The organism is Glutamicibacter creatinolyticus (assembly GCF_006094275.1).
GTDB lineage: Bacteria > Actinomycetota > Actinomycetes > Actinomycetales > Micrococcaceae > Glutamicibacter > Glutamicibacter creatinolyticus.
Genome location: NZ_CP034412.1, coordinates 2302382 through 2327482, shown reverse-complemented (window position 1 = coordinate 2327482; position 25101 = coordinate 2302382). Strand labels below are relative to the sequence as shown.

The 25101-nt window shown below is 64.4% G+C and carries 29 protein-coding genes and 1 pseudogene; 27 read left to right on the top strand and 3 right to left on the bottom strand.

The features are described 5' to 3' along the window. Positions 1-23: 23 nt before the first annotated feature. From rpsH to GcLGCM259_RS10555, 20 genes and pseudogenes are all read left to right on the top strand, one after another. Complete coding sequence (gene rpsH / locus GcLGCM259_RS10650) at positions 24-422, top strand: 30S ribosomal protein S8 (RefSeq protein ID WP_054820643.1); 399 nt, start codon at positions 24-26, stop codon at positions 420-422. A 21-nt stretch (positions 423-443) separates the two neighbouring features. After that, positions 444-980, top strand: coding sequence for a 50S ribosomal protein L6 (rplF, locus tag GcLGCM259_RS10645; RefSeq protein WP_138177213.1), 537 nt, complete (start codon positions 444-446; stop codon positions 978-980). Between the two features lie 2 nt (positions 981-982). After that, complete coding sequence (gene rplR, locus GcLGCM259_RS10640; protein ID WP_054820645.1) at positions 983-1354, top strand: 50S ribosomal protein L18; 372 nt, start codon at positions 983-985, stop codon at positions 1352-1354. Continuing rightward, positions 1351-2043 (top strand): 30S ribosomal protein S5, encoded by a 693-nt coding sequence (gene rpsE / locus GcLGCM259_RS10635; protein ID WP_138177216.1) that lies wholly within the window; start codon positions 1351-1353, stop codon positions 2041-2043. Before rplR ends, rpsE begins: the two co-directional genes overlap by 4 nt. 3 nt (positions 2044-2046) lie before the next feature. Then, positions 2047-2250, top strand: a complete 204-nt coding sequence (gene rpmD / locus GcLGCM259_RS10630) for a 50S ribosomal protein L30 (protein ID WP_054820646.1) — start codon at positions 2047-2049, stop codon at positions 2248-2250. A 2-nt stretch (positions 2251-2252) separates the two neighbouring features. Beyond that, positions 2253-2708 carry a 50S ribosomal protein L15 gene (rplO, locus tag GcLGCM259_RS10625; RefSeq protein ID WP_138177219.1) on the top strand — a complete coding sequence of 152 codons (456 nt, stop codon included), beginning with the start codon at positions 2253-2255 and terminating at the stop codon, positions 2706-2708. A 250-nt stretch (positions 2709-2958) separates the two neighbouring features. Further along, positions 2959-4263: a preprotein translocase subunit SecY gene (gene secY, locus GcLGCM259_RS10620; protein WP_138177223.1), complete on the top strand. Its 1305-nt coding sequence runs from the start codon at positions 2959-2961 to the stop codon at positions 4261-4263. Then, a complete protein-coding gene (locus GcLGCM259_RS10615; RefSeq protein ID WP_054820648.1) occupies positions 4260-4832 on the top strand; it encodes an adenylate kinase in 573 nt (190 codons plus the stop codon). Before secY ends, GcLGCM259_RS10615 begins: the two co-directional genes overlap by 4 nt. A 130-nt stretch (positions 4833-4962) precedes the next feature. Next, positions 4963-5793, top strand: a complete 831-nt coding sequence (map, locus tag GcLGCM259_RS10610) for a type I methionyl aminopeptidase (RefSeq protein WP_138926597.1) — start codon at positions 4963-4965, stop codon at positions 5791-5793. A gap of 218 nt (positions 5794-6011) precedes the next feature. Then, on the top strand, positions 6012-6233 hold the full coding sequence (infA, locus tag GcLGCM259_RS10605; protein WP_054821343.1) for a translation initiation factor IF-1: 222 nt from the start codon (positions 6012-6014) through the stop codon (positions 6231-6233). 132 nt (positions 6234-6365) lie between these two features. Next, positions 6366-6479, top strand: a complete 114-nt coding sequence (rpmJ, locus tag GcLGCM259_RS10600) for a 50S ribosomal protein L36 (protein ID WP_138177229.1) — start codon at positions 6366-6368, stop codon at positions 6477-6479. Positions 6480-6627: 148 nt separating this feature from the next. Continuing rightward, positions 6628-7002, top strand: a complete 375-nt coding sequence (gene rpsM / locus GcLGCM259_RS10595; RefSeq protein ID WP_054821342.1) for a 30S ribosomal protein S13 — start codon at positions 6628-6630, stop codon at positions 7000-7002. Between the two features lie 43 nt (positions 7003-7045). Further along, positions 7046-7447, top strand: coding sequence for a 30S ribosomal protein S11 (gene rpsK / locus GcLGCM259_RS10590; protein WP_138177232.1), 402 nt, complete (start codon positions 7046-7048; stop codon positions 7445-7447). A 155-nt stretch (positions 7448-7602) separates the two neighbouring features. Further along, a complete protein-coding gene (locus tag GcLGCM259_RS10585) occupies positions 7603-8610 on the top strand; it encodes a DNA-directed RNA polymerase subunit alpha (protein ID WP_054821340.1) in 1008 nt (335 codons plus the stop codon). 85 nt (positions 8611-8695) lie between these two features. Beyond that, positions 8696-9142: pseudogene (rplQ, locus tag GcLGCM259_RS10580) on the top strand (50S ribosomal protein L17); the annotation flags it as partial. Between the two features lie 195 nt (positions 9143-9337). Further along, a complete protein-coding gene (gene truA, locus GcLGCM259_RS10575) occupies positions 9338-10339 on the top strand; it encodes a tRNA pseudouridine(38-40) synthase TruA (RefSeq protein ID WP_138177238.1) in 1002 nt (333 codons plus the stop codon). A gap of 350 nt (positions 10340-10689) precedes the next feature. Further along, entirely contained in the window at positions 10690-11133 is a 444-nt protein-coding gene (gene rplM, locus GcLGCM259_RS10570; RefSeq protein ID WP_138177241.1) for a 50S ribosomal protein L13, read from the top strand. Between the two features lie 38 nt (positions 11134-11171). After that, a complete protein-coding gene (rpsI, locus tag GcLGCM259_RS10565; protein WP_138177243.1) occupies positions 11172-11675 on the top strand; it encodes a 30S ribosomal protein S9 in 504 nt (167 codons plus the stop codon). A gap of 187 nt (positions 11676-11862) precedes the next feature. Next, on the top strand, positions 11863-13209 hold the full coding sequence (glmM, locus tag GcLGCM259_RS10560; protein WP_138177246.1) for a phosphoglucosamine mutase: 1347 nt from the start codon (positions 11863-11865) through the stop codon (positions 13207-13209). Positions 13210-13403: 194 nt separating this feature from the next. Further along, entirely contained in the window at positions 13404-14792 is a 1389-nt protein-coding gene (locus tag GcLGCM259_RS10555) for a UDP-glucose dehydrogenase family protein (RefSeq protein WP_138926596.1), read from the top strand. A gap of 128 nt (positions 14793-14920) precedes the next feature. Here GcLGCM259_RS10555 and GcLGCM259_RS10550 read toward each other — a convergent pair whose 3' ends face one another. The 3 genes from GcLGCM259_RS10550 to glmS form a co-directional block, all read right to left on the bottom strand. Next, a complete protein-coding gene (locus GcLGCM259_RS10550; RefSeq protein ID WP_175419399.1) occupies positions 14921-16360 on the bottom strand; it encodes an NAD(P)H-hydrate dehydratase in 1440 nt (479 codons plus the stop codon). 181 nt (positions 16361-16541) lie between these two features. Then, positions 16542-16895 (bottom strand): holo-ACP synthase, encoded by a 354-nt coding sequence (locus GcLGCM259_RS10545; RefSeq protein WP_138177255.1) that lies wholly within the window; start codon positions 16893-16895, stop codon positions 16542-16544. A 111-nt stretch (positions 16896-17006) separates the two neighbouring features. Further along, a complete protein-coding gene (gene glmS, locus GcLGCM259_RS10540; protein WP_138926594.1) occupies positions 17007-18878 on the bottom strand; it encodes a glutamine--fructose-6-phosphate transaminase (isomerizing) in 1872 nt (623 codons plus the stop codon). 135 nt (positions 18879-19013) lie between these two features. On the opposite strand from glmS, the gene coaA reads away from it, so the two are divergent. The 7 genes from coaA to tsaD all read left to right on the top strand — a co-directional run bounded on the left by coaA (position 19014) and on the right by tsaD (position 24647). Next, the gene (gene coaA / locus GcLGCM259_RS10535; protein WP_138926593.1) at positions 19014-19973 is read left to right on the top strand and encodes a type I pantothenate kinase; all 960 of its coding nucleotides are present in this window, start codon (positions 19014-19016) and stop codon (positions 19971-19973) included. Positions 19974-20069: 96 nt separating this feature from the next. Further along, positions 20070-20462, top strand: a complete 393-nt coding sequence (mscL, locus tag GcLGCM259_RS10530) for a large conductance mechanosensitive channel protein MscL (RefSeq protein ID WP_138177264.1) — start codon at positions 20070-20072, stop codon at positions 20460-20462. Between the two features lie 191 nt (positions 20463-20653). Next, positions 20654-21823 carry an alanine racemase gene (gene alr, locus GcLGCM259_RS10525; protein WP_138926592.1) on the top strand — a complete coding sequence of 390 codons (1170 nt, stop codon included), beginning with the start codon at positions 20654-20656 and terminating at the stop codon, positions 21821-21823. Beyond that, a complete protein-coding gene (tsaE, locus tag GcLGCM259_RS10520; RefSeq protein ID WP_425459777.1) occupies positions 21816-22427 on the top strand; it encodes a tRNA (adenosine(37)-N6)-threonylcarbamoyltransferase complex ATPase subunit type 1 TsaE in 612 nt (203 codons plus the stop codon). The genes alr and tsaE overlap by 8 nt, the downstream gene beginning before the upstream one ends. After that, complete coding sequence (gene tsaB / locus GcLGCM259_RS10515) at positions 22424-23098, top strand: tRNA (adenosine(37)-N6)-threonylcarbamoyltransferase complex dimerization subunit type 1 TsaB (protein WP_138926591.1); 675 nt, start codon at positions 22424-22426, stop codon at positions 23096-23098. Before tsaE ends, tsaB begins: the two co-directional genes overlap by 4 nt. Beyond that, on the top strand, positions 23095-23580 hold the full coding sequence (rimI, locus tag GcLGCM259_RS10510) for a ribosomal protein S18-alanine N-acetyltransferase (RefSeq protein ID WP_138926590.1): 486 nt from the start codon (positions 23095-23097) through the stop codon (positions 23578-23580). The genes tsaB and rimI overlap by 4 nt, the downstream gene beginning before the upstream one ends. After that, a complete protein-coding gene (tsaD, locus tag GcLGCM259_RS10505) occupies positions 23577-24647 on the top strand; it encodes a tRNA (adenosine(37)-N6)-threonylcarbamoyltransferase complex transferase subunit TsaD (protein WP_138926589.1) in 1071 nt (356 codons plus the stop codon). Before rimI ends, tsaD begins: the two co-directional genes overlap by 4 nt. Positions 24648-25101 lie beyond the last annotated feature (454 nt).

Sequence of the window (25101 nt, the reverse complement as noted above, 5' to 3'; positions counted from 1 at the left end):
AACGAGGAAGGGCTGAAGCCCACATGTCTATGACAGATCCAGTCGCAGATATGCTGACTCGTCTGCGCAATGCCAACTCGGCATACCACGACAGCGTTTCGATGCCGTCGAGCAAGCTGAAGGTTCGCATTGCCAACATCCTCAAGGAACAGGGCTACATCGCCTCCTTCGAGGAAGAGGACGCAGAAGTCGGCAAGAAGCTGACCATCACTTTGAAGTACGGTCCGCTGCGCGAGCGTTCGATCGCCGGCGTCCGTCGCATCTCCAAGCCAGGTCTGCGCGTTTACGCAAAGTCCACCAACCTGCCGCACGTGCTCGGTGGCTTGGGCATCGCTATCCTGTCCACCTCCTCCGGTCTGCTTACTGACCGCCAGGCTGCAAAGAAGGGCGTGGGTGGGGAAGTCCTCGCCTACGTCTGGTAACGGGAAGGAAGGGAATACACAATGTCACGTATTGGACGTCTTCCGATTACCGTTCCTGCCGGCGTCGACCTGAAGATCGACGGACAGGACGTCACCGCCAAGGGCCCGAAGGGTGAACTGTCGCTGACTGTTGCAGCGCCGATCACCGTCGCCCTGGAGGAAACCACCCTCACCGTCAGCCGCCCGAACGACGAGCGCGAATCGCGTTCGCTGCACGGCCTGACCCGCAGCCTGATCGAAAACATGATCATCGGCGTCACCCAGGGTTACGAGAAGAAGCTCGAAATCCACGGCACCGGTTACCGTGTCCAGGCCAAGGGCGCCAACCTGGAGCTTGCTCTGGGCTACTCGCACCCGGTCAGCGTTGAGGCACCGGCGGGCATCACCCTGACCGTCGAGGGCAACAACAAGATCACCGTTGCTGGCATCGATAAGCAGCAGGTCGGCGAGGTTGCTGCCAACATCCGCAAGCTGCGTAAGACCGAGCCTTACAAGGGCAAGGGCATTCGCTACGCCGGCGAACAGATCCGCCGCAAGGTCGGAAAGGCTGGTAAGTAATTATGGCTATCGGAATCAAGGGCAAGAGCAAGTCCGCAGCCCGCGGCCGCCGTCACCTGCGTGTGCGCAAGCGCCTCGTTGGCACCTCGGTCCGCCCGCGCCTGGTTGTCAACCGTTCGGCTCGCCACATCTTCGTACAGATCGTGGACGACTCGAAGGGCATCACCCTGGCCAGCGCTTCGACCATGGAAGCCGACCTGCGCGCCCTGGAAGCTGACAAGACCGCTAAGTCCAAGCGCGTTGGCGAGCTCGTAGCCGAGCGCGCCAAGGCTGCTGGCATCGAGGCAGTTGTCTTCGACCGCGGTGGAAACAAGTACCACGGTCGCGTTGCCGCCGTGGCAGACGGCGCTCGTGAAGGTGGGCTGGCACTGTGAGCGAATCAACTAACGAGAAGGAAACTCAGGTGTCTGAAGCTACCGAGGCAGTGGAAACTGCAGCGGCTAACGACAACAACAACTCTCGTCGCAACGAGGGCCGTGGCCGTCGTAATGAGGGTGGCCGTGGTCGTGGTCGCGATAACCGTGAAAACCGCAACGAAGACAAGGACAAGTTCCTTGAGCGTGTGGTCACCATCAACCGCGTTTCGAAGGTTGTCAAGGGTGGTCGCCGCTTCAGCTTCACCGCACTGGTCGTTGTCGGTGACGGCAACGGCACCGTAGGTGTCGGCTACGGCAAGGCCAAGGAAGTTCCCGCGGCCATTGCCAAGGGCGTCGAGGAAGCGAAGAAGAACTTCTTCCGCGTTCCGCGCGTTGGCACCACAATCCCGCACCTGGTCAAGGGCGAAGACGCTGCAGGCGTTGTGCTGCTGCGTCCGGCCTCCCCGGGTACCGGCGTTATCGCCGGTGGTCCGGTGCGTGCGGTGCTGGAATGCGCCGGCATCCACGACGTGCTGTCCAAGTCGATGGGTTCGCAGAACCAGATCAACATTGTGCACGGCACCGTTGCAGCCCTGAAGGCTCTGGAAGAGCCGCAGGCTGTGGCTGCCCGTCGTGGGCTGCCTCTGGACGAGGTTGCCCCGGCCGCAATGATCCACCACATCCAGACCCAGAAGGCAGGTGCATAGGCAATGGCGAACATTGTCCCAAGCGACGCCAAGCTGGAAATCACCCAGACCAAGTCCGTCATTGGTGCTAAGCAGGGCCACCGCGACTCCGTTCGTTCACTCGGTTTGAAGCGTGTTGGGCACACCGTTGTCCGCACCGCAGACCCGGTGACCGTCGGCATGCTCAACAAGGTCCCACACCTGGTGAAGGTTGAGGAGGCTAAGTAAACATGGCTGAAAAGGAAAACGCACTCAAGGTCCACCACCTGCGTCCGGCCGAAGGTGCCAAGACCGCCAAGACCCGTGTGGGTCGTGGTGAGGCATCCAAGGGTAAGACCGCAGGCCGCGGTACCAAGGGCACCAAGGCCCGCTACCAGGTCAAGGCAGGCTTCGCCGGCGGTCAGCTGCCGCTGCACATGCGTCTGCCGAAGCTGCGTGGCTTCAAGAACCCGTTCCGCGTCGAGTACCAGGTTGTGAACCTGGACAAGATCAACGAACTGTTCCCCGAGGGTGGCGAAGTCACCGTCGAGGCACTGGTTGCCAAGGGCGCCGTTCGCAAGAACGAGCCGGTCAAGGTGCTGGGCACCGGCGAGATCTCGGTCAAGGTTGACGTGAAGGCCAACGCCTTCTCGGCATCCGCCGAACAGAAGATCGCCGCTGCCGGCGGCTCGGTGACCACCCTCTAAACAGGGTTTGAACCACGGTAAGGCCCCGGTGAATCCGTACTGCACGGATTCACCGGGGCCTTGCCACATTTACAGCACCTGACCTGAGCGCCGGAACCGATCACCACCGTGGACTAGGGTGGGAGTTCGGGGGAAATTACGTCCATGCTGTGCCGCCTATTTGGCGCGCCGGTGCCAGGAACCGCTAGAATTCATAAAGTCAACGCAAGAGTCTGCAGACCAGGCTCAGGCAAATACGTCAGGAGGACGCTTGTTCAGCGCCATAGCCCGAGTTTTTCGGACGCCTGATCTGCGCAACAAGTTGCTGTTCACGCTCGGTATTATTGCGATCTACCGTGTGGGTGTGTTCGTCCCGGCTCCGGGAGTCAACTACAGCAACGTTCAGCAGTGTCTGGCACAGGGTGAAACCACCGGTGGCATCTACCAGTTTGTGAACCTGTTCAGCGGTGGAGCACTGCTGCAGGTCTCCGTCTTCGCCATGGGTATCATGCCGTACATCACCGCGGCCATTATCGTTCAGCTGCTGCGTGTGGTGATCCCGCACTTCGAACAGCTGCACAAGGAGGGTCAGGCCGGCCAGGCCAAGATGACCCAGTACACCCGCTACCTGACCATCGCCCTGGGCCTGCTGCAGGCGACCACCCTGGTCACCCTGGCACGCACCGGCACCCTGTTCCCGGGCTGCCAGCTGCCGCTGGTGCCCGACGAGAGCCTGATCGTGATCCTGCTGATGATCATCACGCTCACCGCAGGCACCGGTTTGATCATGTGGATGGGTGAGCTGATCACCGAACGCGGCATCGGCAACGGCATGTCGATCCTGATCTTCATCTCCATTGCCTCCGGCTTCCCCTCCGCCATGGGCGCCATCGGCCGCTCCCAGGGTTGGGGTGTGTTCACCGGAGTGCTGCTGATCGGCCTGCTGGTCATCGCCCTGGTGGTGTTCGTGGAACAGTCCCAGCGCCGTGTGCCGGTGCAGTACGCCAAGCGCACCATCGGCCGGCGCACCGTGGGAGGAACCTCCACCTACATCCCGATCAAGGTGAACATGGCCGGCGTGATCCCGGTGATCTTCGCCAGCTCCATCCTGGCGCTGCCGCAGATGATCGTGCAGTTCAACGTCCGTGACGACGGCACCCTGCCGGACTGGGCCCTGTGGCTGCAGACCCACTCGGCCACCTCCTCGCCGTGGTACATGGCCGTGTACACGCTGCTGATCATTGGCTTCACCTACTTCTATGTGGCCATCACCTTCAACCCGGTTGAGGTGGCGGACAACATGAAGAAGTACGGCGGGTTCATCCCCGGCATCCGTGCCGGCAAGCCGACCGCGGACTACCTGAACTACGTGATCTCCCGAGTGACCTTCCCCGGATCGCTCTACCTGGCAGTCGTTGCGTTGATCCCATTGATCGCATTCGTTTTGTTCAACGCCGACCAAAACTTCCCATTTGGCGGGACCTCGATCCTCATCATGGTTGGTGTGGGCCTGGAGACCGTCAAGCAGATTAATGCTCAGATGCAGCAACGACACTACGAAGGACTTTTGCGATGACTCGACTGTTGATTATCGGACCTCCCGGGGCCGGCAAGGGCACTCAGGCCGAAAAGATCTCCGAGCGCCTGCAGATCGTGGCGATCTCCACCGGTGACATCTTCCGCGCCAACGTCAAGGGCGGAACCCCGCTGGGCGTGGAGGCCAAGAAGTACATTGACGCCGGCAACTTCGTGCCGGACTCGGTCACCAACAACATGGTGCGTGACCGCCTGGCCCAGCAGGACGTGAAGGACGGCTTCCTGCTGGACGGCTACCCGCGCACCAGCGCCCAGGTGGACGCGCTGGATGAGATCCTGGCCGCCCAGGGGCAGAAGCTGGACGGCGTGCTGCAGCTGACCGCCGATGACAACGAGCTGGTTGCCCGCCTGCTCAAGCGCGCCGAGATCGAAGGCCGCGCCGATGACACCGAAGAGGTCATCCGCCACCGCCTGGCCCTCTACCACGAGGAGACCCAGGTCGTGGTCGACCGCTATGAGGAGCGCGGCATCGTGCGCAAGGTCGACGGGATCGGGGCCATCGACGAGGTCACCGACCGCGTCCTGTCCGCCTTGAACGTGAACGCCTAGTACGCAAGGCGCTACCGGCCAAGGATCGTATCGAGCCGCCCAACGGCGGGCGCGGTACGGTCCTTGGCCATTTTCAGGAACACCGTCCCACCCGGCCCACCGGGACTGGGACACAGCAAAGGGAGAACCCGTGGCTTTCGGACAGCCGAAAATCGAATACAAGTCCAATGCGCAGATTCTGAAGATGCGCGAAGCCGGCCTGGTGCTGGCCGAGGCCCTGGATGAGGCCGTCGCCGCCGCCCAGCCGGGCATCACCACCAAGGAGGTCGACGCGGTCTTCGCCGGGGTGCTCGAACGCCACGGCGCCACCAGCAACTTCCTGGGCTACCACGGGTTCCCGGCCACCATCTGCGCCTCGGTCAACCACGAGGTGGTCCACGGCTTCCCCAGCGAATACGTGCTCAAGGACGGGGATGTGCTGAAGATCGACGGCGGGGCCATCGTGGACGGCTGGCACGCCGACTCGGCGCGCACCGTGCTGCTGGGCGACGTGGACGAGGCCGACCGCCGGCTGAGCGAGATCACCCAGCAGGCCATGTGGGCCGGCATCGCCGCCCTGGCAGAGGCCCGCTTCGTCGGGCAGATCGGTGAGGCCATCGAAAAGTACGTGCACGCCCAGCCCGGCCCGCGCCTGGGCATCCTGGAGGAGTACTGCGGGCACGGCATCGGCTCGGCCATGCACATGGCCCCGGACGTGCTGAACTACAACAGCGGCCACCGCGGCCCGCGGGTCAAGCCCGGCATGGCCCTGGCCATCGAACCGATGCTGGTGCGCGGCAAGCTGGCCACCTCGGTGCTGGATGATGACTGGACCGTGGTTACCAACGACAAGCAGAACGCCTCCCAGTGGGAGCACACCGTGGCCGTGCACCTGGGCGGGATCTGGGTGCTCACCGCGCACGACGGGGGAGCGGCGGGGCTGGAGCCCTTCGGCGTGAGCCCCTCACCCATCAAGCCGTAACCGCGGCATGGATCCGGCACCGAGGTGCCGGATCTAACACTTTTAAGCGGCCGAATCGATTTGTCGCCACGCCCGCCCATGGCGTATTCTTGACTGTTGGTTGTCTATTTAAGTGCACCCAAAAGCTCGCAAGGGCTGCGCGGAACCACTGAAACAGGCTTCCGGAACCAATTACTTGTTGCCGCCGCCGGCGGCAACTACCAAAGTTAGCGGGGAAAATGGCCAAGAAGGAAGGTGTCATCCAGGTAGAGGGCACAGTGACCGAAGCATTGCCGAACGCAATGTTCCGCGTCGAACTGCCCAACAAGCACGTCGTGCTTGCAACTATCTCGGGTAAAATGCGCCAGCACTACATTCGAATCCTCCCAGAGGACCGGGTGCAGGTAGAAATGAGCCCATACGATCTCAACCGAGGTCGTATCGTTTACCGCTACAAGTAAATCAGTAGTTTTTGAGACAGCGATCTTGCGGACGTCCAGTGAATGATCACCCGGACGGCCGCTTGAGCATTGTCTTGAGGCAGGCTTGTTTACCGCTCCAAAAATAACTGCAACCGCAAGAGGAGTAAACCCTTGAAGGTTAACCCCAGCGTGAAGCCGATCTGCGACAATTGCAAGGTGATTCGCCGCAATGGTCGCGTTATGGTGATCTGCTCGAACCCACGCCACAAGCAGCGTCAGGGCTAAATCCCTTACGGATTTGTCCCACGCGTAGTCAAGAAATGGCAGCACCGCATCGAATACGCGCGATGCACACCCCCGGTTTCGGAGGCTGGGGACCACTTCGGTGGGAAGGTGCTGCTGAAGACCTCCGAACGTTGAAAGGTAGCCACTTATGGCTCGTTTAGCAGGCGTGGACATCCCACGCGAAAAGCGCGTGATCATCGCGTTGACTTACATCTACGGCGTGGGCAGGACCCGTGCAGAAGAGACCATCGCAGCAACCGGAATCAACCCGGATACTCGCGTGAAGGATCTCACCGACGCTGAGCTGGTTCAGCTGCGTGACTTCATCGAAGGCACCTACCAGGTGGAAGGTGACCTGCGCCGTGAGGTTCAGGCCGACATCCGCCGCAAGGTCGAAATCGGATCCTACGAAGGTATTCGCCACCGCAAGGGTCTGCCGGTTCACGGTCAGCGCACCAAGACCAACGCCCGTACCCGCAAGGGCCCGAAGCGTACCGTCGCCGGTAAGAAGAAGACCCGCTAATTCCTAGCGGTCTAGATCCAAAAACTTTTTCGTAGGAGAAGAAATGCCCCCAAAGACTCGTGGAGCGGTGCGTAAGCCGCGTCGCAAGGACAAAAAGAATATCGCGCTGGGCCAGGCGCACATCAAGAGCACCTTCAACAACACCATCGTGTCGATTACCGACCCGACCGGTGCTGTGATCTCGTGGGCCTCGGCCGGTGAGGTCGGCATGAAGGGTTCGCGCAAGTCGACCCCGTACGCCGCACAGATGGCCGCCGAGCAGGCTGCCAAGCGTGCCCAGGAGCACGGCATGCGCAAGGTTGACGTTTTCGTCAAGGGCCCGGGCTCGGGACGCGAAACCGCGATCCGCTCGCTGCAGGCCGCCGGCCTTGAGGTTGGGTCCATCCAGGACGTTTCCCCGAGCGCACACAACGGTTGCCGCCCGCCAAAGCGTCGCCGCGTCTAACTCAGCCGTCAGGAAGAGACCTGGAAGCCGCCCCCGCCCCGGCGAGGGCCGGCTTCCAGGCCTCACACCTGCAACAGACGTACGCCGCAGAGGCTACCGTCGTTTCCACCCCCGTGTTGCGTCATATAGCGGACGCTCGCCGAAAGGAAATGTAAGTGCTCATTACGCAGCGCCCAACCCTGACCGAAGAAGTTGTTTCCGAGAATCGCTCCCGGTTCGTCATCGAACCGCTGGAGCCGGGCTTTGGCTACACCCTAGGTAACTCGCTTCGCCGTACCCTGCTGTCCTCGATCCCTGGTGCCTCCGTCACCAGCGTTCGCATCGACGGCGTACTGCACGAGTTCTCCACCGTAGCCGGTGTGAAGGAAGACGTCACCGAACTGGTTCTGAACATCAAGAACCTGTCCGTGTCCTCCGAGCACGATGAACCGGTCGTCGCTTACCTGCGCAAGCAGGGCCCCGGCGTCGTCACCGCAGCGGACATCACCCCGCCTGCCGGTGTTGAGTTCCACAATCCAGATCTGCACATCGCCACCCTGAACGCCAACGGCAAGTTCGACATGGAACTGACCATTGAGCGTGGCCGTGGCTACGTGTCCGCCGCCCAGAACAAGAGCGCCGACAGCGAGATTGGCCGGATCCCGGTCGACTCGATCTACTCGCCGGTGCTGAAGGTGACCTTCCGCGTGGAGGCCACCCGTGTTGAGCAGCGCACCGACTTCGATCGCCTGATCGTTGATGTGGAGACCAAGGAGTCGATTTCCCCGCGCGACGCCGTGGCATCGGCCGGCACCACCCTGGTGGAGCTGTTCGGCCTGTTCCGCGAGCTGAACACCGCAGCCGAGGGAATCGAGATCGGCCCGTCGCCAACCGACGCAGCCCTGGCTGCCGACATGGCGCTGCCGATCGAGGACCTGGAACTGACCGTGCGTTCCTACAACTGCCTGAAGCGCGAGGGCATCCACTCCGTGGGTGAACTGGTCACGCGTTCGGAGGCCGACCTGATGGACATCCGCAACTTCGGTGCCAAGTCCATTGACGAAGTCAAGGCAAAGCTTGTAGACCTCGGCCTGTCCCTGAAGGATTCCCCTCCGGGGTTCGACATGGGCAGCCGTGCCGCCATGGAAGACGGCGAGGATGTCTACGGCGACGGCAGCCTCTAGGCACCGCGTCTGGCGACAAATAACTTCATCCGGGTTCCCGGCCTAAGGGCCGGGAGCGCAGGATTATTCATCTAGGAGAACACCAATGCCAACCCCCACCAAGGGTCCGCGTCTCGGCGGCAGCGCAGCTCACGAGCGACTGATCCTCGCCAACCTGTCTGCCCAGCTGTTCGAGAACAAGCAGATCACCACCACCCTGAACCGCGCCAAGCGCCTGGCCCCGCACGCCGAGCGCCTGATCACCTTCGCCAAGCGCGGAGACCTGGCCTCGCGTCGTCGCGTGCAGTCCGTGATCGCATCGCGCAGCCGCACCAACAAGTCGATCGTTCACGAGCTGTTCGAGAACATCGCCCCGGTGATGGCCAACCGCGAAGGCGGCTACACCCGCATCACCAAGATCGGCAACCGCAAGGGCGACAACGCCCCGATGGCTGTCATCGAACTGGTCATGGAGCCGGTTTCGCCGAAGCAGGCCGTCGTGAAGGAAGCCGAAAAGGCTGCCGAGAACGCCGCCCCTGAGGCCACCGAAGAGGCCTAAGGCCCACGGCCCGCACGCACGGGCCACCTCGGTCACCGAACCCCGGAAGCGCATGCTTCCGGGGTTCGGTGCTTAAATGCCCACCAAAGCCCGCTGCTCTTCTCGAGGTTGCTGCGCCTGCCCGCAACGGCGGGCGGGACCACCACCGGATTTGGCAGGACGCCGGACACAGATTGGATAATGGAACCCATGAGCACCCCAGCACCCGAAACCCACCCGCTGGGCGCCACCGTGGCGTCCGGTTCCAGCGAACCGGCCACGGTGCGGATGCGGATGCGCCTGGGCTATGACGGCTCCCAGTTCCACGGGTGGGCCCGGCAGCCAAACGTGCTCGGGGTCCAGCAGCTGATCGAGGAGGGGCTGGCCACCCTGGTGCGGCGCCAGGTCCGGGTGGTTGTGGCCGGGCGCACCGACGCCGGGGTGCACGCCCGGAACCAGATGGTCCACTTTGATTTGACCCCCACCGAATACGAGGCGCTGCCGCGGCGCTCACCGCTGAGCCCCGCCAAGGCGTTGGTGCGCCGGCTGAACGGGATCCTGGCCAGCCAGGAGGGGGCCGTGCTCATCCATGACGCGGCCGTGGCCGAGCCGGGCTTTGACGCCCGCTTCTCGGCCCTGCAGCGCCGCTACTCCTACCGCATTGCGGACGGGCTGCACCGCTGGGACCCACTGACCCGGCAGATCACCATGTGGCACCGGGAGGAACTGGATGTGCAGCTGATGGACGCCGAGGCGCGCAGCGTGCTGGGCCGCCACGACTTCCTCTCCTACTGCAAGCCCCGCCCCGATGCCACCACCATCCGCACCCTGCAGGAGTTCTCCTTTACCAGGGGCGGAGACGGGATCATCACCGCCCACCTGGTCGCGGACGCCTTCTGCCACAACATGGTGCGCGCCCTGATCGGGGCCGCGCTGATGGTGGGGGACGGGCGGGAAACCCAGGGCTTCCTCGCCGACCGGCTGCAGGCCATGGTGCGCGATTCGAAGACGAAACTGGCCCACCCCCGCGCCCTGGTCCTGGAGGAGGTGCGCTACCCGCAGGCCGGGCAGCTGCTGGCCCGGGCCGAGCAGACCAGGGCCCGGCGCCGCGCCGATGAGGCCACCGGGGCGCTCGTGGAGGAAGGCACCGCCACCGCTCAGGGCCACGAAGAGCACCCGGCGAAGAGCACTTCGGCGGAATCCGGGCGGTAGCTGATTGACAGGTGGGCTTGGGGACTGTGACGGAAAATACCCGTCATTGCGGGCATTTGGGCCCCACCAGGCCCACTAGCCGAATTGTGTGCTGGCCCATTAATCGGCTAAACTTGTGAAAGTTGTGTATGTCCACGTTCGACACTACATGCCACAGCGTGACGGCTTAGTTGCATAGCCGCTGGTCTGCTGGGCATGCGAACACCACCTGGACGGCCGGTTAAATCAGTCCTCACCTGACGTACTGGTCCTGACACAAAGTAAACACGACAGTGCTTGTCCCTGATGGATCTCACGCCATGACACCTGCAGCTGTTTGACCAGAAACGAATCAACGTAAGGCAATTACTGTGCGTACGTACACCCCTAAGCCAGCTGACCAGACTCGTCAGTGGCACGTCATTGACGCCACCGATGTTGTGCTCGGCCGCCTGGCTGTCGAAGCAGCGACCCTGCTGCGCGGCAAGCACAAGGCTACTTTCGCCTCGCATATGGACATGGGCGACCACGTCATCATCATCAACGCTGAGAAGGTTGCCCTGACCGGCAACAAGCTGGTGCAGAAGCGCGCTTACCGCCACTCCGGTTTCCCGGGCGGTCTGAAGAGCTCGAACTACGCCGAACTGCTGGAGAAGAACCCGGTTCAGGCTGTCGAGAAGGCCATCAAGGGCATGCTGCCGAAGAACAAGATCGCCGCAGCCCAGCTGAGCAAGCTGAAGGTCTACCGTGGCGCTGAGCACCCGCACGCGGCCCAGGCTCCGAAGCCGTTCGAAATCACCCAGGTCGCCCAGTAGTCCTGGCCCCGAGAAGAAAAACTTATTAGGAGATAATCGTGGCTCAGAACGCTGAAGAGATCAACGAATTCGAAGGCGACACCCCGTCGACCTACACCACCGAGTCGGCCCCGGCCGCAGCTGCCGGCGGCGACGTCGAGCGCGCGCCGCTGACCGTGTCCGGTGGAGCCGTGGGACGCCGCAAGCAGGCCATCGCCCGCGTGCGCCTGGTGCCGGGCAACGGCACCTGGACCCTGAACGGTCGCGACCTGGCAACCTACTTCCCGAACAAGCTGCACCAGCAGGACGTCAACGAGCCGTTCAAGGTCCTGGGCCTTGAAGGTTCCTACGACGTGTTCGCCCGCATCCACGGCGGTGGCCCCTCCGGCCAGGCCGGTGCACTGCGCCTGGGCATCGCCCGCGCGCTGAACGAGATCGACCGCGACGCCAACCGTCCGACCCTGAAGAAGGCCGGTTACCTGACTCGCGACGCCCGCGTCATCGAGCGCAAGAAGGCCGGTCTGAAGAAGGCCCGCAAGGCCTCGCAGTTCTCCAAGCGCTAAGCAGTACCTGCGCAGGACAAACCCCATTCCCGGGATCTTCCGGGTGTGGGGTTCGTCCCTTTTAAAGCACTAATGTGAAAAACCGCTGCCCGGGCGGTGCGACGAGCATCAAATTTCACTCACGAATGGGGTTCCAGCACCCAAATCAGCGCTTTTTCGCCCCGTTCAAGGCATATGATGGTGGACGATGGCAAGGTTATTTGGGACCGATGGGGTCCGTGGAAAAGCGAATGAACTGTTGACACCGGAGCTGGCGATGCGTCTGTCGCAAGCCGCCTCGGTGGTTCTGGGGTTGAGCCAGTCTGAAGACGGCCGACGCCCGGTAGCCGTAGTGGCCAAGGACCCGCGCATCAGCGGCGACTTCCTCTCCGCTGCGATTGAAGCGGGCCTGTCGGCCTCCGGTGTGGACGTAAAGGACGCCGGCACGCTGCCGACCCCCGCCGCCGCATTCCTGGTGGGCGACCTCGGGGCCGACTTTGGCGTGATGATCTCCGCCTCCCACAACCCGGCGCCCGATAACGGCATCAAGTTCCTGGCCCGCGGCGGGAAGAAGCTGGACGACTCGCTGGAGGACGCCATCGAGGCGTGCCTGCAGATGGAGCCGCCGCGCCCCACCGGGGGAGCGGTGGGACGGGTCTCGCGTTTCGCCGACGCTGAGGACCGCTACGTCATCCACCTGCTGCAGACCCTGCCCAACCGCCTGGACGGGCTGAAAGTGGTGCTGGACTGCGCCCACGGCGCCGCCTCGGGCTGCTCCCCGGAGGTGTTCAACGCAGCCGGTGCCGAGGTCGTGGTCATCGGGGCCGAACCCGATGGCGTGAACATCAATGACGGCTACGGTTCCACCCATCTGGAGAAGCTGCAGGCCGCTGTCGTGGAGCACGGCGCGGACCTGGGCATCGCCCACGACGGGGACGCGGACCGCTGCCTGGCGGTGGACCACGAAGGCACCGTCATCGACGGGGACCAGATCATGGCCATCATGGCCCTGGCCCTGAAGGAACAGGGCAAGCTGAAGGATGACGTGCTGGTCGCCACCGTCATGAGCAACCTGGGCCTGAAGCTGGCCATGGAAGCCAACGGGATCACCATCCGGGAAACCGGGGTGGGGGATCGCTACGTGCTGGAGGAGATGAACGCCGGAGGCTACTCGCTGGGCGGGGAACAGTCCGGGCACGTGATCTTCAGCGAATACGCCACCACCGGTGACGGGGTGCTCACCGGGTTGCAGCTGGCCGCCCGGGTCAAGGCCTCGGGCAAGTCCCTGAAGGAACTGGCCCAGGTGCTCACGGTGCTGCCGCAGGTGCTGATCAACGTGCGCGGGGTGGACAAGGCCGCCGTGCACGACAGCGCCGAGGTCATGGCCGCGGTCGCCGTCTCCGAGGAACGCCTGGGCAGCACCGGCCGGGTGCTGCTGCGCCCCTCGGGCACCGAACCGGTGGTACGGGTGATGGTGGAGGCCGGAAGCCAGGAACAGGCCCGCAGCGAAGCCGAACTGCTGGCCGCCGCGGTCCTGCAGCACCTGGCGCTCTAGGAACGCCAACACACCGTTGTAACACCTGCGTCCCGGACCCGGCCCGTGCCGGGTCCGGGACGAGAATTTATCCAGTGTTTGCCGCTGGTTGGGCAACATCCCGCCCTGCCCGAATGCTGCGGGCCATAAACTCACAGCGACGCGGCCAGCACCGGCCCGCCCAAACGGCGGGCAGCAACTGATGGGGGTAGAACATGAGTCTACGCGTGAGTGTCATCGGCACCGGATACCTGGGTGCCACCCATGCCGCCTGCATGGCCGAACTGGGCTTTGAAGTCATTGGCCTGGACGTGGACCGGGAGAAGCTGGACGCGCTCTCGCGCGGCATCCTGCCCTTCCACGAACCCGGGCTGCCCGAGCTGCTGCAGAAGCACGTGGCCGGCGGACGGCTGCGCTTCACCGACTCCTACGCCGAAGTCGCCGCGGCGGCGGACATCCATTTCATCACCGTGGGTACCCCACAGCGCACCGACTCGCAGTCCGCGGACATGAGCTACGTGGACGGTGCGGTGGACAGCCTGCTCGAACACGTCACCGGCCGCGCCCTGATCGTGGGCAAGTCCACCGTGCCGGTGGGCACCGCCCGCCGGCTGAGCGAACGCATCAAGGCCGCCGCCAGACCCGGCAGCGGCATCTCCCTGGCCTGGAACCCCGAGTTCCTGCGCGAGGGGTTCGCCGTCAAGGACACGCTGCGCCCTGACCGGCTGGTCTACGGGGTGCAGAACGAACAGGACCTGGTCCGGCTGCGGGAGGTCTACGCCGACATCCTGGCGCAGGACACCCCCGAGGTGGTCACCGACCTGGAAACCAGTGAACTGGTCAAGGTTGCGGCCAACGCGTTCCTGGCAACCAAGATCTCCTTCATCAACGCCTTCGCCGAGGTCACCGAAACCGTGGGCGGGGACATCCGCACCCTGGCCGACGCCATCGGGCATGATGCCCGGATCGGACGGCGCTTTTTGAACGCCGGGGTGGGCTTTGGCGGTGGTTGCCTACCCAAGGACATCCGTGCCCTGCAGGCCCGGGTCTCCGAGCTCGGGCTGAGCCAGACCATGGGGTTCCTGGCCGAGGTGGACCAGATCAACCTGCGCCGCCGCGACCGGGTGGTCGCGCTGGCCGAGGCCATGCTGGATTACAACCTGGCCGGCAAGCACGTGTGCGTGCTGGGGGTGACGTTCAAGCCCGACAGCGACGACGTGCGTGACTCGCCGGCCCTGGACATCGCGGTACGGCTCTACAACTCCGGGGCGGACGTGTCCGTGTATGACCCGGAAGGCAACGACAACGCCCGGCGCCGCTTCCCGCGCCTGCACTACGTGGATTCCTGGAAGGAGGCCGCGGCGGACGCCGACGCGGTGCTGCTGCTGACCGAATGGGCCGAATTCCGTGAACTGCAGCCCGAACAGCTCGGCACCGTGGTGCGCCAGCGTCAGTTGATTGACGGGCGCAACGTGCTGGACCGGGCCCTGTGGCGGGAAGCCGGGTGGACCATCACCGGTCCGGGGGAGCGCTTCGAGGTGGCCAGCCCCGAACTGCAGACGCAGTCACTGACCGTGGTGCCCGTTCCCGGCACCAACAACTAGGTACGGCGGCGCCCGACAGCAGAAAAAGAGCCGCCGGACATCCACAAAAACCCCAAGGGCCCGGCCCCAGACCACAGGATCACTGCTCCTGCGGGTCTGCGGCCGGGCCCTTGGTTGCCTGGTGGACGCTAGAAGCCGAAGCGGGCCATCACCCGGGGCAGCACCTCGATCAGCCGGGTGGCGCACACCGTGGAGTCCTCGGCGGCGACGCGTCCCACCTCTCCATGGATCACCGCGGCGCAGGCCGTGAGCTCCAGCAGCCGCTGGTTGCTGACCAGTGCGGTGCCCTGCACGCCGGTGAGCGAGGAGTCGCTGAGCAGGGTGCCCAGGATACCGGTGAGCACATCCCCGCTGCCGGCAGTCGCCAGCTTCGGGCTGGTGTGGCAGACCACCAGGGTCTTGCCCCCGGGCTCCACAATGTAGTTCGTTGGCCCCTTCAGCAGCACCACCGCGTTGTAGGACAGTGCCGCCCACCGGGTCCACTTCTGCGGTTCCTCGGCAATGTCCTGGGCGGTGACGGTGATCCCGGCGCGGCGCAGCAGCATCCGCAGCTCCTTGGCGTGCGGGGTGAGCACCCGTGGCTGCTCACTGGGTCCGGCCGGGACAATCTCCAGCCCGCTGGCATCGATGACCGCCGGCTGGCGGCTGCTGAAGACCTTGCCAATCACCTCGGACGGCTGGCCCGAGGGGTCCAGGCCCGGTCCAATCGCCCACGCCGAAATCTTCGCCCCGCGTCCATGCAGGTGCCGTCGGGACTGGGAGAGCGCCTCGGCGACCTCCTGATCGCCCAGCGGCACCGCCTCGGGGGCGCTGGCCGCCATGTAGGCCTGAACCTTGTCGGGCATGTGGCTGCGCAGCAGCCCCACCCCGGCATTCAGGGCGGCACGGGCGGTCAGCTGGGCGGCGCCCGGGTAGCGGTCGGAACCGGCGATCAGGCCCAGCACGCCGCGCTGGTACTTGTGGCGGGCGGCGTCCCGCCAGCTGCGGTGTTCATCCAGCAGCTGCCCGGCAGCCTCGGGGTCCACCAGCCAGGCCATGGGGGACTGGGCGGAAAAATCAAAGTCGAGGGTCACCAGGGACAGTTCCCCGGTCAGCAGCGGCCCGTCACCGGTCAGCAGGCCCTCCTTCAGGGCTCCGAACGTCACGGTGCGGACGGCGGGGAGCGCCGCGTCATCCGCGGCACCGGTGGCAGCATCCAGCCCGGAGGGCACATCCATCGCCAACACGGGCACGCCGCGCGGGACGGTGGGCAGCTTGGCACCAGGGCGGTAGCCCAGACCGTAAATGGCATCAATCACCAGATCGGCACCGGAGGCCGCCTGCGGCGCGTCCGCGGCGGTGGTGATGGTGCCCCCGGCGGTGCGCAGTTCCTCCAGCGCCGGGGCGTGGGACTTCTCGCTGAGCAGCACCGCGGTGGCGTTGTGTCCCTGGCGGGCCAGGTTCGCCAGCGCGTAGAGCCCGTCCCCGCCGTTGTTGCCCGGGCCGATCAGCCCGACAATGTTCTTCCCCGGCTCGCCGTGCAGCAGCTGCACGGCCGCGTCGCTGACCGCGGCGGCTGCCTGCTTCATCAGTTCCTCGGAGCCTCGCCGGGAAATTTCGGCCTTCTCAACCGTTCGGACCTGCGCAACACTGAAGACGGGGATCATAGATTCAGAATACTCACCGTAGCTTGGCATGGTGAGGTTTAAGGCGTCCCGTGTCGTAAACTCCCAGCCGGGGTGGCGGGGTAGCAATGGGATAGTAGCGGCACTAGGCGCGCTCGGCGACCACCATCGCCACCGCCATGTCTCCGTCATGGCTCAGGGACAGATGCCAGGAGTGGATGCCGCGCAGCGCCGCGGCGGTGGCCACACTACCCGTCACGTGCACCTGCGGGTCCCCGGCCGCGTCCTTGATAATGGAGCAGTCCTGCCAGTTCATACCCGCCGGGGCGCCCAGCGCCTTGGCAATGGCCTCCTTGGCGGCGAAACGGGCCGCCAGCGAGCGCAGCGGCAGGCCGCGCTCTTCCGGGGTAAACAGGCGCCCTTCCAATGCGGGGGTGCGTTCCAGCTGGCGTCCAAAACGTGGCACATCGACAATGTCCACGCCAATTCCTGCGATCATGCTTCCTAGCCTAGGGGATCAGAACTGTCGGGCCGGTAGTGCCCGGGGTGAACGAGACAACAGCCGGGCACCACCTGCAGGTGGTGCCCGGCCGTTGCCAGAGGGGGCCGTTTACTCGACGGTGACCGACTTGGCCAGGTTGCGCGGCTGGTCCACGTCATACCCCTTGGCGGTAGCCAACTCGCAGGCGAACAGCTGCAGCGGCACCGTGGCCAGCAGCGGCATCAGCAGGGTCGGGGTCTCGGGCAGGTAGAAGACGAACTCACCGTAGGCCTTGACCGCCTCGTCGCCTTCCTCGGCCAACACCAGGGTCTTGGCGCCGCGGGCGCGCACTTCCTGGATGTTCGAGACAACCTTGGAGTGCAGCGAGTCCCGCCCACGCGGGGAGGGGACCACCACGAACACCGGCTGGCCGTCATCGATCAACGCGATCGGGCCGTGCTTCAGCTCACCGGCGGCGAAGCCCTCGGCGTGGATGTAGGCGATTTCCTTCAGCTTCAGCGCGCCCTCCATGGCCACCGGGTAGCCGACGTGGCGACCCAGGAACAGCACCGAGGTGGCGTCGGCCATGGAGCGGGCCAGTTCGCGGATGGCATCCGAGCGGTCCAGGATGTCCTGGATCTTGGCCGGGATCTTGCCCAGGTCGGCCATGATGTCCTTGATCTGACCGCTGAACAGGTTCCCGCGCAGCTGGGCCAGGTAGAGGCCCAGGATGTAGGTGGCGGTGATCTGGGCCAGGAACGCCTTGGTGGAGGCCACCGCGATCTCCGGGCCGGCGTGGGTGTAGAGGACCGCATCGGATTCACGCGGGATGGTGGACCCGTTGGTGTTGCAGATGGACAGGGTCTTCGCGCCCTGCTCCTTGGCATAGCGAACGGCCATCAGGGTGTCCATGGTTTCCCCGGACTGGGAGATGGAGACGATCAGGGTGTTCGCATCCACGATCGGCTCACGGTAGCGGAACTCGTGGGAGAGCTCGACCTCCACCGGGATCCGGCACCAGGACTCGATGGCGTACTTGGCCACCGACCCGGCGTAGGCGCTGGTGCCGCAGGCCAGCACCACGATCTTGGTGACGTTGGCCAGTTCCTCGGCGTCAATGCGCAGCTCATCAAGGGTCATCCGGCCCTCGGCGTCCGAACGGCCCAGCAGGGTGTCGGCCACCGCGGCGGGCTGGTCGTAGATTTCCTTCTCCATGAAGGAGGGGAAGCCGCCCTTTTCGGCGCTGGCCGCATCCCAGTCCACCGTGAATTCCTTGCCCTGGGCGGTTTCGCCGTCAAAGCCGATGATCTGGTGGGTGTCCGGGGTGATGGTCACGATCTGGTCCTGGCCCAGTTCCACCGCCCGGCGGGTGAAGTCAATGAAGCCCGAAACATCCGAGCCCAGGAAGTTTTCGCCCTCGCCCAGGCCCAGCACCAGTGGGGAGTTGCGGCGGGCGGCCACCACGACGCCCGGGTGGTCCTTGTGGGTGGCCAGCAGGGTGAAGGCACCCTCCAGGTGGTTCACGGTCTGGCGCAGCGCTTCGGTCAGGTCTCCGGTGCCCAGCTCGCGGTAGGTCTTGCCCAGCAGTGCCGCGGCAACCTCGGTGTCGGTCTCGGACAGGAACTGCACGCCCTCGGCCAGCAGCTGGGCCTTGATTTCGGCGAAGTTCTCGATGATGCCGTTGTGGATGACGGCCAGGTTGCCGTTGTCCGCCAGATGCGGGTGCGCATTGACGTCGGTGGGCCCGCCGTGGGTGGCCCAGCGGGTGTGGCCGATACCGGTCTGGGAGACCGGCAGCGGGTTCTCGCTGATTTCGTTTTCCAAGTTGGCCAGCTTGCCGGCCTTCTTCCGGGCATGGATGGCGCCGTCGGCGACGACCGCAACCCCTGCCGAGTCGTAGCCCCGGTATTCCAACCGGCGCAGGCCCTCGATGAGGACCTCTAACGCATCATGACCGTTGTTTCCGGTCGGTGTACCTGCATATCCAACAATTCCGCACATGCCAGAAAGCCTACCTTTTGACGGTGCCCGGCAGATAGAAAATGTGATACCGTCCTGCCAGAAAAACCTGTGTTATGAGTCACGGGCCGGTCTCCTGTTTGGGTGTGAGGTCAAAAGTTGGCACAATTTCCTCTCGTGGAACCAACGCAGCTTCAGGACACCTCGATCTCCCCGTTTGTCGAACTTGACCGGCAAACCTGGGCCCGGTTGTCCAACAAAATGGAGCAGCCGCTGAATGTGGAGGACATTGAACGGCTGCGTGGTCTGGGCGACGGCCTGGACCTGCGTGAGGTCCGCGACGTGTATCTGCCCTTGAGCCGGCTGCTGTACCTCTATGTCACCGGTGCCGGGGCCACCCACCAGGCGACCATGACCTTTTTGGGGGAGAAGACCCGCCAAACCCCCTTCGTGATCGGGGTGGCCGGTTCGGTGGCGGTGGGCAAGTCCACCACCGCGCGCGTGCTGCAGGAGATGCTGCGGCGTTGGCCGCAAACCCCGGACGTGCAGCTGATCACCACCGACGGGTTCCTCTACCCGAACGCCGAGTTGGAACGCCGGGGCCTGATGGAACGCAAGGGCTTCCCCGAATCCTATGACCGCCGTGCGCTGCTGCGCTTTGTCTCGGCGGTGAAGTCCGGCGCCCCGGAAGTCAGCGCCCCGGTCTACTCGCACCTGACCTACGACATCCTGCCCGCTGAGCGCAACGTCGTGCGCTCGCCGCAGGTGCTGATTGTCGAGGGGCTGAACGTGCTGCAGCCGGCCCGCACCCGTTCGGATGGCACCGTGGGGCTCGCGCTCAGCGACTTCTTTGACTTCTCCGTCTATGTTGATGCGCGCACCAGCGATATTGAGGAGTGGTACATCAGCCGCTTCATGAAGCTGCGCTCCGGTGCGTTCCTGGACCCGGCCAGTTACTTCCACCGCTACTCCAAGCTTAGTGACTTCGAGGCCCGCGCCACCGCCCGGCGCATCTGGAAGAGCATCAACGAGCCGAACCTAAAGGAGAACGTGCTGCCTACGCGCGGGCGCGCGCAGTTGGTGCTGCGTAAAAGCGGGGATCATTCGGTCACTCGGATGCTGCTGCGTAAAATCTGAGAGTACGCTCAAAATATCGGCAACGGGCTACAAATTCTTTAGAAAATATTCCTAGATGAAGCTCTTTCAGAGTTTATCCATGTGTATGATCGACCCATGCTAAAGGGTTTCCGCGATTTCATAATGCAGGGCAACGTTGTCGACCTCGCCGTTGCCGTCGTGATTGGTGCCGCTTTCGGCGCCGTGGTCAACGCATTGGTGGACAGTGTGTTGATGCCGTTGATCTCCGCACTGGTCGGTGCGCCGAGCTTTGACGACTTCCTGGTGTTCAACATCAACGGCAACCTGATCCAGGTGGGTGTCTTCCTCACCGCTCTGGTCAACTTCCTGCTCATTGCCGCCGCCGTCTACTTCGTGATCGTGCTGCCGATGACCAAGGCCACCGAGGCCCTGAAGCGTCACCGCGGCCTGGAGGAAGAGGAAGAGGAGCCGGATCCGCAGCTGGCGCTGCTGGAACAGATCCGCGACGAACTGCGCACCCTGCGCTAAAGGCCAGTCCCTCACCCACATCAGCCAACCTTGCGGGGTGCATCACGGTTCACAGCCAAGATGCACCCCGCCTTAGCGCGCGTGACGTCCTAGCGAACCGGTGCCGCGCGCGCAGAGAAGCGAAAAGTGCGAAGATAGCAGATGTGAACTTTGAAGTGGTAGAGCAGCAAGCAGCACCCGGCGGCGATCCCATGAGTGCCCCGTGGGAACGCCGAGCCCTGGTGGACCTGTCAGCAATCCGAAACAACGTGCGCCAGGTGACCGACCTGGTGGCCCCGGCCAAGGTCATGGCCGTGGTGAAGGCCGACGGCTACGGCCACGGCGCCTACCGGGTGGCCCGGGCGGCACTGGAAGCCGGGGTCAGCTGGATCGGCTGCGCCCACGTCACCGAGGCACTGGCGTTGCGGGCCAAGGGCATCGACGCCCCCCTGCTGGCCTGGCTGCATACCGCGGACACCCCCTTCGACCAGGCGGTCGCCGCCAACATTGACCTGGGCGTCTCCGGCTGGGAACTGGAGCACATCGCCGCCGCGGCCCGCAAGATGGAAACCCCCGCGCGTATCCACCTGAAGCTGGATACCGGGCTGGGACGCAACGGCGCCATGCTTGACACCCTGCCCACCCTGCTGGAACAGGCCATGACCTACCAGAACGAGGGACTGCTGCGCGTGGTGGGGATCTTCTCCCACCTGGCGGTTGCCGACGAACCGCAGCGCCACGAAACCGACGAGCAGCTGGCCGCCTTCGACGCCGCCATCACCCAGGTGGAGCAGGCCGGATTCGACCTGGAGGTACGGCACATCGCCAACACCCCGGCCATCCTTTCCCGCCCGGACTCCCACTATGATCTGGTCCGCCTCGGCTTGGGCCTGTATGGGCTCAGCCCCTTCCAGGACGAGGAACCCTCCAACTTCGGACTGCGTCCGGCCATGACCCTGGAAACCCGGGTCGCCAACGTGAAGAAGGTGCAGAAGGACCAGGGCGTCTCCTACGGACTGAACTACCGCACCACCGGGGAAACCTACCTGGGGTTGATCCCGCTCGGGTACGCCGACGGCCTGCCGCGCATCGCCACCGGCGCACCGGTGAACATCCACGGCACCACCTACCCGGTGCGCGGGCGGATTGCCATGGACCAGTGCGTGGTGGACCTGGGCCCGGATATTGACCCGGAACACTTCCTGGGCGCCACCGCCCGGGTGTTCGGCGAATCCGCCGCGCCGGTCACCGAATGGGCCAACGCCGCTGGAACCATCAACTACGAGGTCGTCACCCGGATCTCCCCGCGCGTGCCGCGCATCTACCTGGAAGGCAGCTGGGGCGAGTCCTACCTGGACGAGGAAGAGGACACCGGTGCCTAGCACCCCGCAGCATCACATTCAGCAGGACGGGCACGCCCAGCAGCTGACCCTGCATCCGGCCACCGTGGAAGCCACCCAGGCGCTGGGCGCAGAACTCGGACGGCAGCTGCACGCCGGGGACCTGGTCATCCTCACCGGGGAACTGGGTGCTGGCAAGACCACGCTCACCCAGGGCCTGGGAGCAGGACTGCAGGTCCGCGAAGGGGTCATCTCCCCAACCTTCGTGCTTTCGCGCATACACCCCAGCCTGGTCGGCGGACCGAACCTGGTCCACGTGGACGCCTACCGGCTGAGCGACCCCAGCGAAGTGGACACCCTGGATCTGGAGGCCACCGCCCCGGAGGCGGTGACCGTCGTTGAATGGGGTGCCGGGAAGGTGGAGCACCTGAACAACTCCCGCCTGGAGCTGACCCTGGCACGCGCGGCCCTGCCAACGGACACCACCACCGCGTCCTGGGAATTCGATGACGAGGGCAGCGATGAACCGCGCACCCTGACACTGAGCGCCACCGGCCCGGACTGGGAACCGGCGCGCTGGAAGCAGCTGCGTGCGGCACTCGAGGCCACCTTGAAAAGCTTCAGCAACCCGGAAGGCCAGCCATGAGCAACTACCTGGTCATAGACACCTCGGCCCACACCTCCGTGGCCGTGATTGACGCCAACGGCACCGTGCACGCCGAAATCACCAGTGAACGGTCCAACGACCAAACCGAAACCCTGGTCAGCTACATCCACCAACTGCTCGCCCAGGCGGGGCTGGAAGGCAAAGAACTGGCCGGCATCATCGTGGGCACCGGACCCGGCCCCTTCACCGGGCTGCGGGTAGGGTTGGTGGCCGCCCGCACCCTGTCCTACGTGTGGGCTGTGCCGCTGCACGGGACCATGTCCCTGGGAGCGCTGGCCGAACGGGTGCGCCGCGAACTGCAGCCGGACGCCGAATACCTGATTGCCACGGACGCGCGCCGCCGCGAGGTCTACTGGGCACGCTTCGCCGCTGACGGCAAGCTGCTGGATGGTCCGCACGTCTCGGCCGCCGGGGAACTACCGTCCCTGGAAGTACACGGTGTAGGTGCCGGACTCTATGCACAAGAACTCGAAGAGGCCGGAGCCAAGGTGGCCGCTGTCAGCCGGGACTGGCTGACCCGAGCTGCCGACCTGGGACCGCGTGCGCTCGCCGAACTGGCAGAAGGCGCGGACCTGTCTGATACCGCCCCACGTTACCTTCGCGAGTCCGACGCCCAGGTCCCACAGTTCATGAAGCAGGCCAAATCATGAGCCATGAAGCAGGTCAGTCCCTGAACCCGGTGCTGCGCACCATGCTGCCGGGGGACATCTCTGCGGTCCACGCCCTGGAAGTGGCCAGTTTCCCGGCCGATGCCTGGCCGGTGGAACTCTTCGAAGCCGAACTGTCCCAGCACGAGACCCGGGATTACTGGGTGTACGAAGCCGAAGGGCAGATCCTGGGCTACGCAGGCCTGTGCACCGTACTGCCCTTCGCCGATGTGCAGACCATTGCCATCCGTCCCGATGCCCAAGGCCAGGGGCTGGGACGGAAGCTGATGCAGGTGATGATTGAGCGTGCCCGGGAACACAACGCCCGCGATGTGATGCTAGAAGTGCGCAAGGACAACCCGGTGGCGATCGGGCTGTACCTGTCGCTGGGCTTTTCCAAGATCCATGAACGCGCCAAGTACTACCGCGACGGCACCGACGCACTGATCATGCGCCTACGGCTGCGCGAAGAGGAGACGAAATGAGCACGGCCAAAGCCCCCATCGTATTGGGCATCGAATCCTCCTGCGACGAAACCGGGGTCGGCATCGTGCGCGGCACCCAATTGCTGACCAACACGGTCTCCAGTTCCATGGACCAGCACGTGCGTTTCGGCGGGGTCATCCCGGAGATCGCGGCCCGCGCCCACCTGGAAGCCTTCATCCCCACCCTCGATGCGGCGCTCGCCGACGCGAAGCTGACGTTGGATGAAGTCGATGCCATTGCCGTGACCAGCGGTCCGGGCCTGGCCGGTGCACTGATGGTTGGTGTGGCCGCCGCAAAGGCCCTGGCGCTGGCCACCGGTAAACCTCTATACGGTATCAACCACCTGGTCGCCCACGTGGGTGTCGGGGTGCTCGGCGGCAAGCCGCTGCCCGCCGAATTCGGGGCGCTGCTGGTCTCGGGCGGGCACACCGAAATCCTTAAGGTCACCTCGCTCACCGATGACGTACAGCTGCTCGGCGCAACAATTGACGATGCCGCGGGCGAAGCCTACGACAAGGTCGCCCGGTTGCTGGGCTTGGGATATCCAGGCGGTCCGGCCATCGACAAGGCCGCGACCAAGGGAGACCGTAAGGCATTCCGATTCCCTCGCGGATTGAGCCTGCCAAAGTTCACCGGCACTGCCGAGAACCCGGGCAAGCACCGCTACAACTTCTCGTTCTCAGGGCTGAAAACCGCGGTATCACGGGCTGTTGAGCACTTCGAGTCCCAGGGGCTGGAAGTACCGGTTGCTGATATCGCCGCATCCTTCCAAGAAGCTGTCGTGGACGTCATCACCGCCAAGGCGGTTCGCGCCTGCACCGAGAACGGACTAAGCACCCTATTGCTCGGCGGGGGAGTAGCGGCCAATACTCGACTGCGCGAACTCCTGGCGGCGCGCTGCGCGTCGGCTGGCGTCGACCTGACGGTTCCGCCGTTTAACCTGTGCACCGATAATGGGGCGATGGTTGCGGCGTTGGGGGCGCAACTGGTGGAAGCTGGCGCTGCGCCGAGTGGCGTGGACTTCGCGACGGACTCCTCGCAGCCGGTGACACGGATTGCTCTTTGACGAGATAACAGCGCGAGTCTTGAATAGGTCCGGAACTTAATAGCGACTGGGAGCAGACAAAGGAATTACGCGTACTTTCGGGAACGCGATCGCCTGTCGCATGTGTCTTCACAATATCTGAAATTCGTTTGGTATCGGACGACCCTTTCTGGAGCCGTCGCCGGTTCGGTCGAAAAAAGTTATGCTTGTCGCGTCGATGTCTCAGTCCACTCCTTGTAGCGCCTGACGCGACCCACTCCGGTTCATGTGGAAAACCGTTTATCGGATGGACGAAATTCGTTCAACGTCGTATGGTCCTTGAGCTTGCTGGAGGAGAGGATTCGGTCAGGATTTCGGCGTCCCGGCAAGGCTGAGCATTTTCGGCTCCGAGCCTGCTGGTTGGGGCGGGGAATCCTGAGCTTTCGTTTAGGGATTCATTCCACTTAAGAAGCCAGGCGGGTCGCAGTCTATACTC

What these genes read in the sequence shown, in the direction of transcription:
- tsaB (WP_138926591.1), top strand. Translation starts at nt 22,424, where the DNA reads ATGAGCAACTACCTGGTCATAGACACCTCGGCCCACACCTCCGTGGCC.
- glmM (WP_138177246.1), top strand. Translation starts at nt 11,863, where the DNA reads ATGGCAAGGTTATTTGGGACCGATGGGGTCCGTGGAAAAGCGAATGAA.
- rplO (WP_138177219.1), top strand. Translation starts at nt 2,253, where the DNA reads ATGGCTGAAAAGGAAAACGCACTCAAGGTCCACCACCTGCGTCCGGCC.
- infA (WP_054821343.1), top strand. Translation starts at nt 6,012, where the DNA reads ATGGCCAAGAAGGAAGGTGTCATCCAGGTAGAGGGCACAGTGACCGAA.
- rplF (WP_138177213.1), top strand. Translation starts at nt 444, where the DNA reads ATGTCACGTATTGGACGTCTTCCGATTACCGTTCCTGCCGGCGTCGAC.
- rimI (WP_138926590.1), top strand. Translation starts at nt 23,095, where the DNA reads ATGAGCCATGAAGCAGGTCAGTCCCTGAACCCGGTGCTGCGCACCATG.
- GcLGCM259_RS10555 (WP_138926596.1), top strand. Translation starts at nt 13,404, where the DNA reads ATGAGTCTACGCGTGAGTGTCATCGGCACCGGATACCTGGGTGCCACC.
- tsaD (WP_138926589.1), top strand. Translation starts at nt 23,577, where the DNA reads ATGAGCACGGCCAAAGCCCCCATCGTATTGGGCATCGAATCCTCCTGC.
- rpsK (WP_138177232.1), top strand. Translation starts at nt 7,046, where the DNA reads ATGCCCCCAAAGACTCGTGGAGCGGTGCGTAAGCCGCGTCGCAAGGAC.
- glmS (WP_138926594.1), bottom strand. Translation starts at nt 18,878, where the DNA reads ATGTGCGGAATTGTTGGATATGCAGGTACACCGACCGGAAACAACGGT.
- GcLGCM259_RS10545 (WP_138177255.1), bottom strand. Translation starts at nt 16,895, where the DNA reads ATGATCGCAGGAATTGGCGTGGACATTGTCGATGTGCCACGTTTTGGA.
- GcLGCM259_RS10550 (WP_175419399.1), bottom strand. Translation starts at nt 16,360, where the DNA reads ATGAAGCAGGCAGCCGCCGCGGTCAGCGACGCGGCCGTGCAGCTGCTG.
- rpsM (WP_054821342.1), top strand. Translation starts at nt 6,628, where the DNA reads ATGGCTCGTTTAGCAGGCGTGGACATCCCACGCGAAAAGCGCGTGATC.
- rplR (WP_054820645.1), top strand. Translation starts at nt 983, where the DNA reads ATGGCTATCGGAATCAAGGGCAAGAGCAAGTCCGCAGCCCGCGGCCGC.
- mscL (WP_138177264.1), top strand. Translation starts at nt 20,070, where the DNA reads ATGCTAAAGGGTTTCCGCGATTTCATAATGCAGGGCAACGTTGTCGAC.
- rpsH (WP_054820643.1), top strand. Translation starts at nt 24, where the DNA reads ATGTCTATGACAGATCCAGTCGCAGATATGCTGACTCGTCTGCGCAAT.
- alr (WP_138926592.1), top strand. Translation starts at nt 20,654, where the DNA reads ATGAGTGCCCCGTGGGAACGCCGAGCCCTGGTGGACCTGTCAGCAATC.
- GcLGCM259_RS10615 (WP_054820648.1), top strand. Translation starts at nt 4,260, where the DNA reads ATGACTCGACTGTTGATTATCGGACCTCCCGGGGCCGGCAAGGGCACT.
- truA (WP_138177238.1), top strand. Translation starts at nt 9,338, where the DNA reads ATGAGCACCCCAGCACCCGAAACCCACCCGCTGGGCGCCACCGTGGCG.
- rpmD (WP_054820646.1), top strand. Translation starts at nt 2,047, where the DNA reads ATGGCGAACATTGTCCCAAGCGACGCCAAGCTGGAAATCACCCAGACC.